The sequence below is a fragment of the Microbulbifer elongatus genome (assembly GCF_021165935.1).
Taxonomy (GTDB): Bacteria; Pseudomonadota; Gammaproteobacteria; order Pseudomonadales; family Cellvibrionaceae; genus Microbulbifer; species Microbulbifer elongatus.
The window spans coordinates 3,633,929-3,646,300 of sequence record NZ_CP088953.1 but is presented as its reverse complement, the minus strand read 5'-3'; the positions used below and the strand labels follow the sequence as shown (position 1 = coordinate 3,646,300).

Annotated in this window: 7 protein-coding genes; 3 read left to right on the top strand and 4 right to left on the bottom strand. The window is 58.7% G+C overall.

Going from position 1 to position 12,372, the window contains the following annotated elements:
• Positions 1-6: 6 nt before the first annotated feature.
• Positions 7-1,311: an IS4 family transposase gene (locus LRR79_RS15055; protein WP_407665239.1), complete on the bottom strand. Its 1,305-nt coding sequence runs from the start codon at positions 1,309-1,311 to the stop codon at positions 7-9.
• Positions 1,312-1,733: 422 nt separating this feature from the next.
• On the opposite strand from LRR79_RS15055, the gene LRR79_RS15050 reads away from it, so the two are divergent.
• Positions 1,734-3,791: a cellulase family glycosylhydrolase gene (locus tag LRR79_RS15050; protein ID WP_231757991.1), complete on the top strand. Its 2,058-nt coding sequence runs from the start codon at positions 1,734-1,736 to the stop codon at positions 3,789-3,791.
• 125 nt (positions 3,792-3,916) lie between these two features.
• Here LRR79_RS15050 and LRR79_RS15045 read toward each other — a convergent pair whose 3' ends face one another.
• The gene (locus LRR79_RS15045) at positions 3,917-4,207 is read right to left on the bottom strand and encodes a DUF1540 domain-containing protein (protein WP_043320249.1); all 291 of its coding nucleotides are present in this window, start codon (positions 4,205-4,207) and stop codon (positions 3,917-3,919) included.
• A 180-nt stretch (positions 4,208-4,387) separates the two neighbouring features.
• Here LRR79_RS15045 and LRR79_RS15040 point away from each other — a divergent pair, with 180 nt between their 5' ends.
• Complete coding sequence (locus LRR79_RS15040; RefSeq protein ID WP_231757990.1) at positions 4,388-7,984, top strand: hybrid sensor histidine kinase/response regulator; 3,597 nt, start codon at positions 4,388-4,390, stop codon at positions 7,982-7,984.
• 5 nt (positions 7,985-7,989) lie between these two features.
• On the opposite strand, the gene LRR79_RS15035 is transcribed toward LRR79_RS15040, so the two are convergent.
• Together LRR79_RS15035 and acs are read right to left on the bottom strand one after the other, a co-directional pair.
• On the bottom strand, positions 7,990-8,715 hold the full coding sequence (locus LRR79_RS15035) for a response regulator transcription factor (RefSeq protein ID WP_231757989.1): 726 nt from the start codon (positions 8,713-8,715) through the stop codon (positions 7,990-7,992).
• A 149-nt stretch (positions 8,716-8,864) separates the two neighbouring features.
• Positions 8,865-10,820: an acetate--CoA ligase gene (gene acs, locus LRR79_RS15030; RefSeq protein WP_231757988.1), complete on the bottom strand. Its 1,956-nt coding sequence runs from the start codon at positions 10,818-10,820 to the stop codon at positions 8,865-8,867.
• Positions 10,821-11,043: 223 nt separating this feature from the next.
• On the opposite strand from acs, the gene LRR79_RS15025 reads away from it, so the two are divergent.
• Positions 11,044-12,333, top strand: coding sequence for a DcaP family trimeric outer membrane transporter (locus tag LRR79_RS15025; protein ID WP_231757987.1), 1,290 nt, complete (start codon positions 11,044-11,046; stop codon positions 12,331-12,333).
• Positions 12,334-12,372: the final 39 nt, after the last annotated feature.

Below are 12,372 nucleotides of genomic sequence, written 5' to 3'. Positions count from 1 at the left end.
TGCTGTTCACTTAAGCGGAGCAGCACGACGATTCACCGGATAGCGGGTTTTGCTGATCTTTACCGTCCTCGGCCTAGAAGGCCGAGGACGGTCCTCTAAAAACAGGTTCCCAATCCCCGCCCTAAGCTCCGATAAGCGCGCTCCAGTTCTTGATAATGGCTGAGCCGCGGCCATGACAATCAGCTGCGCAGCAATATACTGGCATGCGAACTTAAAGCGTATCCTGGCTGGGTTTCCCCCGTGAGCGACCGCTGCCTGGCTTGCCTCTCGACGTATCACGTTGTACGCCAACAGTAGCCCCCACACTTCCTGATAAACCAGTTCCACGGTCTTGCTACGTAGGGTGACGGCGTTGTGCTGCATGGAACTTTTGATGTCACGGAAGCCGATTTCGATTTCCCAGCGCTCTTGGTAGAGCTTCGCGACGGCTTTAGTGCCGTAAGTATCTGCCGGTAGCGAGGTAAATACCGTTTTGTTTTTGCCATTATGCTTGTAGCTCACTGCTCGAACTTCCCAGTACTCGGGAAGGGCCGGATTGCGCTTCCGAGCCTGGGGGGAGACCTTCATTCGCAGTAGTCGATCATTTTTGTTGTAGACCTCCACTGTCTCACTGACCAGGCCTTTGCGCTCGGGGATCAGCCAGTGGCGTTGCGTGTTCTGATCCGCCCACCGCAGCAAAAGGTCTGCACTCCAAAAACCCTTATCAAACAGGGTTACGGAGGCTTCCGGCACCTGATTCATAAACTCATCGGCCAGGCGTATTTCGCTGCGTCGGTAAGGGCTTAGCTCTGCATTCAGAAGTACATGTGAACGTACGTTCATTAGAGCAACCAGGCGCATAAGAGGGTACGGAGTTTGCCGGTTTGTGCTCGTGTTACCGGAGCCAAAATGATCTCGCAGCTCAGGAGTATCTTGAGTGCGCAACAGCGCGCCATCGACAGCGAGAACTTGCAATCCTCGCCATTCATCTTCGGGGTAACGCTCATGTCCCCAGTGCACCCCGGTACGTTGAAATAGCCACTGAACGGGGTTAGCACCAAGACGCTGTCGCGCCTTTGATACCCCGCTTGGGGCCAACAGGCTATCGTTCGCGAGCCCCTGAGCACAGATATTGAGCCTGCGGGCAACTTCTGAGACCGGTTCATTCCTGAACAGGGCCATGCCCAGCACGAGCCAGAGTACCTGATCGGCGGGAAGTCGACGGCGGCGAATAGTGGCTTGCGAGGATAACTGCAGAGCGGAATCCACCCATTCAACGGGAATGTTCTGGGTGAAGGTACTCAGGTCACAGAAGGACTGGAGGGCATCAATATCGAAGAGAGACTGCTGAAGAGACACAAAAAAATCCGGTTTCCTGATCTGGAAACCGGATTTTCCGGGGCCCCACCTTAGGCTGCAATGCTTAAGTGAACAGCATTAGGCCTGGTGCCGGGATTTTTTTTGCCCGCTTTTTACTGTGACAGTCCCCGCGCTTTACTTCCGTAACGGTTCACGCTGGTGATCCAGAAAAATAAATTATTTCTCAACTGTAAAAAAATGGCCTGAAACTCATCTTTTCACGGGGTTCATTTTCAATATCCGCACGTTGTATCAGAGCGTCTCGAATGAGCCGCGCGATGAAAATACTATTGAAAATACGTTGTTTCGCCGCTTGTTGTCGGGAAATTGGTGCCTATCAGTTTTCCACAGATCGATGATCGGTGGTGAATCAGTTACAACGACCGGAGAGAAAAATGGAAGCAAGTGTTTCGGGTAATCGAACCTTTCAGCGGCGATCGCTGTACCGGGCCTGCGCCAAGGCCGGGCTGGCCTTCTGGCTGGCCTCATCATCGGCCGCATTGATGGCGGCGGAAGCGGAAATGCGGATTGTCAGTGACTGGGGCGGCGGATTCCAGGGGGAAATCCTTGTCGTCAATGACGGCAGTGAACCGCTTACCGACTGGACTGTATCCTTCAACATGGATGTGGATATCAACAACATGTGGAATGGTGTGCTCGAGTCGCAGAGTGCCAGCCAATACGTTGTGGCAGCCGCTTCGTACAACAGTACCATCGCACCCGGCGGTGAAGTGATCATTGGCTTTATTGCCAACCCTGGCGGCCAGGCGCCCGTGCCGGTGAGCGTAGATGGAAACGGTGGTGGCTCTTCCTCCGGCGGCTCCTCCAGTAGCTCCTCGTCCAGCTCCTCCAGTTCATCCGGTTCCTCTGGCGGCAGCTCTTCCAGTTCCTCGAGCTCCTCCAGTTCGTCGGGTGGTTCAAGCTCCGGCAGTGGTTCTTCCAGCTCTTCCAGTTCCTCCGGTGGTTCCAGCTCAGGCAGCGGCTCGTCCAGCTCTTCCAGTTCCTCCGGCGGCAGTTCCGGTGGTGAACCCACGGCAGGTCGCTTCCGCGTGGATGCTACCGGTAACATCACCAAAAACGGTGAAGTCATTCCGGTAAATTGTGGTTCCTGGTTCGGTCTCGAGGGGCGTCATGAGCCTTCCGATGCGGAAGTGAACCCCAGCGGTGCGCCAATGGAGCTCTACGTGGGCAACACTTTCTGGGCCAATGGCAGTGCGGGCACAGGCCGTACCATCCAGCAGACCATGAGTGAAATCACCGCAATGGGTGTGAACGTGGTGCGCTTCCCGGTGGTGCCGCAAACGCTCGACCCCGACGATCCGCAGGCCAGTGGCGAAGTATTGAAGAACCACGAATCGGTACGTGTACCGAATGCGCGCCAGGCGATGGAAGAATTTATTATCGCCGCAGATCAGAACAACATTGAAGTCATGCTCGATGTGCATTCCTGCTCCAACTATGTGGGCTGGCGTGCGGGTCGCCTGGATGCCCGTCCTCCCTACGTGGATGCGGATCGGGATATGTACGATTACCCGCGGGAAGACAGCTCTTGTGCCGCCACCGGCAACCCGGATTCGGTAACCAATGTGCAGGCGTATAACCGTGACATCTGGCTGGATAACCTGCGCGAGCTGGCTGGCCTCGAAGAAGCGCTGGGTGTGGACAACATCATCGGTATCGATATCTACAACGAGCCCTGGGACTACACCTGGGAAGAGTGGAAAAGCCTGACCGAAGATGCGTTTGCCGCTATCGACGAAGTCAGCCCGCATATGCTGTTGTTTGTACAGGGTGTTTCCGCCACCGCCGGTAATCAGGACGGTACCCCGGACACCATTGTCCAGGTGCCGCACGGCAACGAACTGACCAACCCGAACTGGGGGGAAAACCTGTTTGAAGCCGGTGACAACCCGCCGGATATCCCCAAAGACCGCCTGGTATGGTCACCGCACACCTACGGTCCGTCCGTATTTGTGCAGAAAGGCTTCATGGACCCGGTGTCGCAGCCGGAATGTGAGGGTCTGGAGGGCGATGCGGCCGGTGATGCCGACTGTAATATCGTGATCGATGAAGAGTTGCTGCGCGCCGGTTGGGACGAGCACTTTGGCTACCTGCGTGAAAGGGGCTATGCCATTGTGGTCGGTGAGTTCGGCGGCAACCTGGATTGGCCGGCAAAAGCCGCTCTGCGCGATCAGGCGCGCTGGGATCATATCCAGCCCGGCGTGGTCGATGCTCAGTGGCAGGATATTTTTGTCGATTACATGGTCGAGAAAAATATCCAGGGTTGCTACTGGTCCATCAACCCGGAATCCGGTGACACCGGTGGTTGGTACGGCCACGCCTACGATCCGCAGAGCAATACTGCCGGATGGGGTGAGTGGCTTGAGTTTGATCAGCGGAAAACCAACCTGTTGAATCGTCTCTGGAGCAATACCCCTGAGCAATACCCCTGAGCAATAATCTCAGAGATTGATCTTGAGGTAGCAGTTGAGGGCTGGCAGAAAGCAATCTGCCAGCCCTATTTGATGTTGGGAGGAGGGCTGCACACCCACATGCGCAGAAAAGTGTCTGTCTGGGCTCAGTGGGCGTAGGTCAGGCAGTTGACGGAATCGCCGCTGTAACCGAGCTCGATCTGATCTGCACCACACTCGAAATCGACATTATGGCTGCACCCGGTGACCTTGCAGGCGCCAACGCCGGCATTGCGTTCGCGCTTGGTGTGATGGCTGTTGCTGAAATAGGTGTCACAGTCCGGACTGGTGCCATCGCCAACCGTAATGGCGCGGGCGTGGCAGGCGGCATCGGTATTGTAAGCACATTCGATGGCGGTACAGCTGGATACTTCGGGCATATCGGTGGCGATAATCATGGCGCGATACTCTTTGATAATTGTCGAAGGGCCAAACTTCCCCACTAAGCCTAGTTCAGCGTCCCGGTGCGTCAAGTCGCGCCGCTGAGATTACCCCGTTGTACTCATCCCTGCGTGCTGCCGGAAGTCCGTGTGGCCTGCCCCGTATACGCCGTTTCCAGGGCTTCGACGTTTCTCTAATTGCTCCTGGCCCTCGCCATCGGTTATACAGATACGCCGAACTGGTTGCGTGAGAAATTCATGGTCGGCACTTCATTTCTGCTGTTGTTTGCACTGCTCTATGTGGCGCTACTCTTTGTGGTCGCCTGGCGGGCGGGGTGGCATATGGGGTGGATCCAGCATGTGCGCCCATTGCTGTACGGCCTGACTCTCGCGGTCTACTGCAGCTCGTGGACGTTTTTTGGTGCCGTGGGGCAGGCGGTGAGCGATACCTGGAGCTACCTGCCGATCTACCTCGGGCCCATTCTGTTATTCCTGTTTGCCGGTGGTTTTCTACACAAGTTGGTACAGGTGGGGGAGCGTCAGAAGATTACCTCCATTGCCGATTTTATCGGCTCCCGCTACGGCAAAAGCCGTGGACTTTCCGCACTGGTCACCCTGCTGGCCATTGTCGGTAGCCTGCCGTATATCGCGTTGCAGCTGCGCGCGGTCACCATGGGCTGGGAGGTTATTGGTGGCGGGGACGGTGGTACGGACAGGTTTGCCAGTCTGGATACGGCGCTCGCCACCGCATTGTTGATGGGGCTGTTCGCGATACTTTTTGGCACTCGTCATCTGGAGGGGCGGGAGCGCAATGTGGGAGTCGTGGCGGCAATCGCCCTGGAATCTCTCGTCAAGCTGTTCGCTTTTGCCGCGGTGGCGGCACTGGCACTGTGGTTGCTGATAACCGGGGGAAGTGGGCTGCCGGCAGTATCCTGGCAGCCACAGCTGCAATGGTTGGCGCCAGACATCAATTTTTTCACCCAGACCCTGCTGGCGATGGCGGCGATTGTCTGTCTGCCGCGCCAGTTTCATATGGCTGTGGTGGAATACCGCAAACCGGAAGACCTGCACACGGCGCGCTGGCTGCTACCGGCTTATCTGCTTCTGTTTTCCATTTTAATACTGCCGATTTCTCTTGCCGGGCAGCCGCTGGTGGCAGCCGGATTGAGTGCGCCGGATAGCGTGGTGCTGACGCTGCCGCTGCAGGCGGGAAACAGTGCACTGACCACCTTTGCGTATATCGGCGGATTTTCTGCGGCAACCGGAATGGTGATCGTTGCGGTGCTGACACTCTCGATCATGGTTTCCAATGAACTGGTAGCACCGCTGTGGTTGTTCCTCAGCCGCTTTACCCGCCTGACCGCGGTGGCATTGGGTACACATCTGCGGCTTATTCGCAGCCTCAGTATTCTTTTACTGATGCTGATGAGCTGGGGAGTCCACCACGGTATATCCGGAACCGAAGCTCTGGCTTCAATTGGTCTGCTGTCGTTTGCTGCCGCAGCGCAACTGGCACCGGCGCTGGTGGCCGCGCTCTATTGGCCGCGGGCACACCGCCGTGGTGTCTGGGCGGGATTGATCGCCGGATATGGCTTGTGGCTCTTTTGCCTGGTCGTGCCCTCCATGTACCCCGACTCCGATATTCTCCAGCACGGCCTGTTTGGCGTGGCGTTACTGCACCCACAGCAGTTTCTGGGAGTGTCCGGGCTGGACCCATTGAGCCACGGGGTCTTCTGGAGTCTACTGGGGAATATTCTGCTGCTGGTGGGCGTGTCTCTGGTTTCCAGACAGAATGACAACGATCAGTGTCAGGCACTGGCGTTTGTCACCCCGGAGCAGTCCGATGCCCCGGCACCGGACCTGGTACCTACTGGTATCCGTATGGGCCAGGTGCGGAGTCTGTTGCAACCCTTTGTGGGCGCGTCGCGGCTGGAGGAGATCTGGAACGACTTTGAGCTGCGCAGCCAGCAGCGCCTGCTGCCGGACGACGCTGCCTCGCGCTTCGTGATTGCCGATGCCGAGCGTATCCTCGCCGGCATTGTGGGGTCTGCGGCCGCGAATCAGGTCATGGCATTGCTCTACAGCAACCGCCCGTTAAAACTGGAAGATATTGCGCGACTGGTAGACAGCACTTCCCAGCGCCTGCGCTTCAGCCAGGAACTGCTGCAGACCACGGTGGAAACCATCAGCCAGGGCATCAGTGTGGTGGATGCGGACCTGCGCCTGGTGGCCTGGAACCGCCAGTATCTGGAGCTGTTCGATTACCCGGAGCGGTTGCTGTATATCGGTTGTCCGGTGGCGTCTCTGTATCGCCACAATGCCGAGCGCGGACTTTACGGTGACACTCACGACCCCGAGCGGTTGGAAGCCCATGTACAGCGACGCCTCGACCTGTTGCGCCACGGCAGTGCCCACCGATTTGAACGCCGCCTGCCCAGCGGCGCTATTGTGGAGGTGCGCGGGACCCCCATGCCCGGGGGCGGTTTTGTCACGACCTTTACCGATATCAGTGAATACCGCGCAGCAGTGGATGCTCTGGAGGAAACCCGGCGCAGCCTGGAGGATCGCGTACAGCAGCGCACGGCAGAACTTTCTGAAAGTAACCGCGCGCTGCAGGAAGAGAACCGCCGGCGCGGGGAAGCGGAAATCAAAATTCGGGAATTACACGCGGCAAAAACCCGCTTCCTCGCCCATACCAGTCACGACCTGCTGCAGCCGATCAATGCCGCGCGCCTGTTTATTGCCTCGCTGCAGAACAAGGCCGCAAAAGGCAGCTGGCGGGAAATGGGCGACGATATTCACTATATCGACAGCGCGCTCACTTCCGCAGAGCAGCTGATTGGCGCACTGCGGGAAATCAGCAGGCTGGATGCGGGTAACCTGAAACCGAAGCGCGCGCACTTTCCCCTGCGTCAGTTGATGGATGGCCTGAATGCGGAGTTTTCCGTGCTGGCCAGCGAGCACGGTCTGGCATTGCACTACGTGCCTACCAGCACCTGGGTGTACAGCGACCGTTATCTGTTGCGCAGAATCCTGCAGAACTTTCTAAGCAACGCGATCCATTACACCGCCCGTGGTCGGATACTGCTGGGGGTGCGCCACCGTTCCGATACGGAGGGCAGGCCGCTACTGGAAATTCAGGTGTGGGATACCGGCCCCGGTATCGCGGACGCAGCAAAAGAAACCATTTTTGACGAGTTTGTGCGTCTCGGTAGTTCCGAGCGCAGCGCCGACAAGGGGCTCGGGCTGGGGCTTGCCATTGCCCGGCGCAGTGCCGACCTGTTGGGCCATCCCTTGGGACTGGCATCCACCCCCGGTTGCGGGTCCATGTTCAGTATTCGTGTGCCGGTGGGGGAGCGTCAGAGGGCGCCGCAGGAGGCCGCGGGCGACGATGCCACCGAGAGTGCGTCGGCGATACCGGTGCTGTGCATCGACAACGAGCGCCAGATTCTGCGCGGTATGCAAAGCCTTCTCGGTGGTTGGGGGTGCCGGGTGGTGACTGCGGCATCACTGGAGGAAGCGCTGGAGAACTGGGGGGCACCGAGCCCCCCGGCACTGGTGATTGTGGATTACCATCTGGATCGCGGCGCGACCGGGGTGCAGGTTCTGGAGTCGCTGTGTGAATACTGGCAGGCCGAATTGCCGGGTATTGTGATCAGCGCCGATACTTCCGAGGAAGTGCGCAGCGCGGCCACCGAGCGGGGCTGGTTCTATTTACCGAAACCGGTGAAACCGGCGGTATTACGCAATCTGGTGCGACGCCTGGGGCGCGCCGGGCGTAACCGGCATCACTGAGTGTCTCAATTGGAGGGAGTGTTTTTCGAATCTGGCTTCTGCGGCGGGGCGAACTGTCCCGGGGCTTCCACATCCAGGCTGCTTAGTGCCAACACCGCCTGGGTGCGGGAGTTGACCTTCAGTTTGCGAAACAGGGCGGTGAGGTGGGCCTTTACCGTGGCTTCGGTGACCTGCATTTCATAGGCAATCTGCTTGTTCAGCAGTCCTTCCGCCAGCATGGTGGCCACACGAAACTGTTGCGGTGTCAGTGTGGCAATCACATCCACCACTTCATTTTCTTCCGTTGTATTACCGGATTCGTAGCGGTCCGCCACGGCTGGTGGCAACCAGATTTCTCCGTCCAGGGTCTTTTGCAGGGAAGTGGCAATCTGCTCTACCGGGGCGGACTTCGGCAGAAAACCGCAGGCGCCGTAGTCGATGGCTCTACACATGATTTCCGGCTTTTCATTGGCGGACACCACCATCACCGGCAGCTGCGGGTACTGGCCGCTCAGAAATATCAGCCCGCTGAATCCGTGGGCGCCGGGCATATGCAAATCCAGCAACAGCAGGTCGCAGTCCGGATGCTCCGCGGCGCACTGTTGCAGGCTCTGCATATCGCAGGCTTCGTAAATGGTGGCACCGGGAAAGTTCTGCTGGATAGACAGGCGCAGGGCATTGCGGAACAGGGGGTGGTCATCCGCAATAATAAATTGTCGGGCAGCTTGCCCGGTACTGGCTGGCTCGTTCATCGCTTTGCATCCCTGGTCAGTGGGATTTTCCCGGTTCACGTTTTCTGCTTGGAATGAAAAGTGTAACGGGAAAACCCCACCGCTTCCTGCTGTTATTTTTCTGCTTGTTATTTTTTGGGGACTGCTGCTTTGGGCTGTGGGTGGGTCGGCTAAACCGTTGCCGCTGCGCGGTTGGACACCAAATTATCCACCACGCCCGGGTCGGCCAGGGTGGAGGTGTCCCCCAGCTGCTCACACTCGTCTGCGGCCACCTTGCGCAGGATACGGCGCATGATCTTGCCTGAGCGGGTCTTGGGCAGCCCTGGTGCCCACTGGATGAAGTCCGGTGTGGCGATGGGGCCAATCTCCGAACGCAGCCAGTTGCGCAGGGTCTGGTGCATTTCCTCGCTGGGTTCCACACCGTTGTTCAGGGTGACGTAGACGTAGATTCCCTGACCCTTGATATCGTGGGGGTAGCCCACCACCGCGGCTTCGGCGACCGCTTCATGTGCCACCAGTGCGCTCTCCAGCTCTGCGGTGCCCATGCGGTGGCCGGAGACATTGAGCACATCGTCCACACGGCCGGTGATCCAGTAATAACCGTCCTCGTCGCGGCGCGCGCCGTCGCCGGTGAAATACATGTTTTCAAAGGTGCTGAAGTAGGTATCGACAAAGCGCTGGTGGTCGCCGAAGACCGTGCGCATCTGTCCCGGCCAGCTGCCCAGCAACACCAGATTGCCGTCGGCCGCGCCATCGAGCAGATTGCCGTCGTTGTCCACCAGCGCCGGTTGTACCCCAAAGAAGGGGCGGGTGGTGGAGCCGGGCTTGAGAGGGGTGGCACCGGGCAGGGGGGTGAGCATATGGCCGCCGGTTTCCGTCTGCCACCAGGTATCCACAATGGGGCACTGGCTGCGACCGAAGGTGCGATGGAACCACTTCCAGGCCTCCGGGTTGATCGGTTCGCCCACGGTGCCGAGCAGGCGCAGGCTCTCCAGACTGGCGCCGGCCACCGGTTTGTTGCCCTCGGCCATCAGTGCGCGGATGGCGGTGGGGGCGATATACAGAATATTGATCTGGTGGTCGTCGATGATCTGTGCGACCCGGGTGACGTCCGGGTAATGGGGCACGCCTTCGTACATTACGGTGGTGGCACCGTTGGCCAGAGGCCCGTAGACGATATAGCTGTGACCGGTGATCCAGCCTACGTCCGCTGCGCACCAGTAGCGCTCGCCGCGGCGGTAGTCGAAGACGTATTCGTGGGTCAGGGAAGCGTAGGTGATGTAACCACCGCTGGTATGCAGTACCCCCTTGGGTTTACCGGTGGAGCCGGAGGTGTAGAGGATAAACAGCGGGTCTTCCGCGCCCATCACTTCCGCCGGACAGTCGTCGCTCTGGGCGGACACCAGTTCCGCATAGTCGCGATCAATGGTCGGGTTCCAGTCGGTGGCGTCGTCTGTGTAGTTAAACACCACCACGTGTTCCACATTGGTTTCCTGACACAGGGCAATGGCGCGGTCCACGTTCCGCTTCAGCGGCACCGAGCGGCCGCCGCGGCGACCGGCATTGGCGGTGATCAGTACGCGGGACTGGCCGTCGTCCATGCGTCCGGCCAGGGCCTCCGGCGAGAAGCCGGCAAACACCACCGAGTGCACCGCACCAATGCGGGCGCAGGCCAGCATCGCGACCGCCGCTTCCGGCACCATCGGCATGTAGATGGTGACCACATCGCCTTTCTGCACACCCAGGCTCTTGAGGCCGTTGGCAAGGCGGCAGACATCCCGGTGCAGTTCCCGGTAGCTGATCTCCCGGGAAGTGCCCGGTTCGTCGCCCACCCACAGGATGGCGGTGTCGTCACCGTGGTGCTCCAGGTGCCGGTCCAGGCAGTTGGCGGCCACGTTCAGCTTGCCGTCGGCGAACCAGCGGATATGCAGGTCGTCTTTGGCAAAGGAAACATCCTGCACCTGGCTGAAGGGCTCCATCCAGTCGATGCGCTGGGCCTGCTCGCGCCAGAAGCCATCCGGGTCTTGAATTGAGCGGTTGTACATCTCGAAGTAACCCGCTTCGTCCAGCAGTGAACTGGCGGCGTAGCTGTCGGGTACGAGGTATGTCTCTGGTTGACTGGTCACGGGTAGGCCTCTCATCAGTGCAATTTCTTATGCGCTGCATTCTGGCACCGGCGCCGCGACAGGTCGTATTAGACAAAAGTCGAAAGGCGGGAAAAGGACGGCGCAGTTACCATCTTTGGTATAGCCATTGGTCGAATTTAGACCATTGGCTAATACCCGATGGATCCGCGAAGTTGTTTGCTTGGAGTGCTCACTCCAACAAACGACGGCAAGGACAAAGACTATGTCGGAAAGAATAATAAAAAGCAGTTTGGCCAGCGCAGTGGCGCTGGTAGCGATGGTGAATGGTTTGCCCGCGCTCGCGGCCGAGCCCGACAATGTTTCATCCCGGGTAATGACCGCGGAGCAGTTGCAACAGCGCATTGCCCAGCTTCAGGCGCAGGTGGATCAGTTGGCCGCGAGCCAGCCGGCTGTGGTAGTTGAAAACCCGGAACCGCCAAAAACCTCTCGCTTCGGCAGCACCGATATCCAGATCGGTGGCTACGTCAAACTCGACAGCATCTTCAGCGATGTGCCGTCCACCATCCCCGTCGGCGGAGAGAGTGGCGATGTGCACTACAACGCCCACGCCAAATCCACCCGGCTGTTTTTCAAGTCTTCCACCCAGGCCGGGGCCGGCCGCGTAGAGACCCATATCGAGATCGATGCCATGGCGGGCGGGCAGGGGGATGAGCGTATCAGCAACTCCTACGCCCAGCGCCTGCGCCACGCCTATGTGAACTGGAATATGGATGGCGACCGCGCGCTGCTTGCGGGTCAGACCTGGTCCACTTTTTTCAATGTGGGCACCTTGCCGGAAGGACTGGATTTTGTCGGCCCGGTGGGCACAATTTTTGAGCGCCAGCCGCAGCTGCGTTATACCCAGGGCCTCGGCAGTGGCAAGGTGATGATTGCCGCGGAAAACCCGGCCACGACCCTGTACAACGGAGCCGAAAACCCCTACGACGACAACAGCCGTCCGGATATGGTGCTGCGCTACGACAACAGCCTGGGTGATCTGAGTTATTCCATCGCTTCCCTGAGTCGCGAGCTGGCCTATGATCACGCCGATGGCAGCAACGAGTCCGAGCAGGGTTATGCCATCAGTCTCGCCGGGAAATGGCAGCTGGGTCGCGACGATCTGCGCTTTATGTACAGCTACGGCAATGCCCTGGGCCGCTACCTGGGGTTAAACAGCTACCGCGGCGGTATTATCGATCCCATTGATGGCAGTATCGATCTGATCGACCAGCACGGAGGCTACGTGGCACTGCGTCATTTCTGGAGTGACCAGTGGCGCAGTAACCTGGTGCTTTCCGCCACTACGGCGGACAACCCGGATACGGTTGGCGATATGACGCCTTCGTCTTACCAGAGCCTGCACCTGAACCTGATGTATTCACCGGTGCCGAAGATGACCTTGGGCGGCGAGTATATTTTTGCCAGTAAGGAAGTGGAAAACCTGAGTGGATTACTGAAGAACGATCAGGGTGAGCTACACCGTATGCAGCTGTCAGTGAAATATGTTTTTTGATCAACCCGGATCCAATTTCAAACCAACAATAAGTGCACA

What these genes read in the sequence shown, in the direction of transcription:
- LRR79_RS15050 (WP_231757991.1), top strand. Translation starts at nt 1,734, where the DNA reads ATGGAAGCAAGTGTTTCGGGTAATCGAACCTTTCAGCGGCGATCGCTG.
- LRR79_RS15045 (WP_043320249.1), bottom strand. Translation starts at nt 4,207, where the DNA reads ATGATTATCGCCACCGATATGCCCGAAGTATCCAGCTGTACCGCCATC.
- LRR79_RS15035 (WP_231757989.1), bottom strand. Translation starts at nt 8,715, where the DNA reads ATGAACGAGCCAGCCAGTACCGGGCAAGCTGCCCGACAATTTATTATT.
- LRR79_RS15025 (WP_231757987.1), top strand. Translation starts at nt 11,044, where the DNA reads ATGTCGGAAAGAATAATAAAAAGCAGTTTGGCCAGCGCAGTGGCGCTG.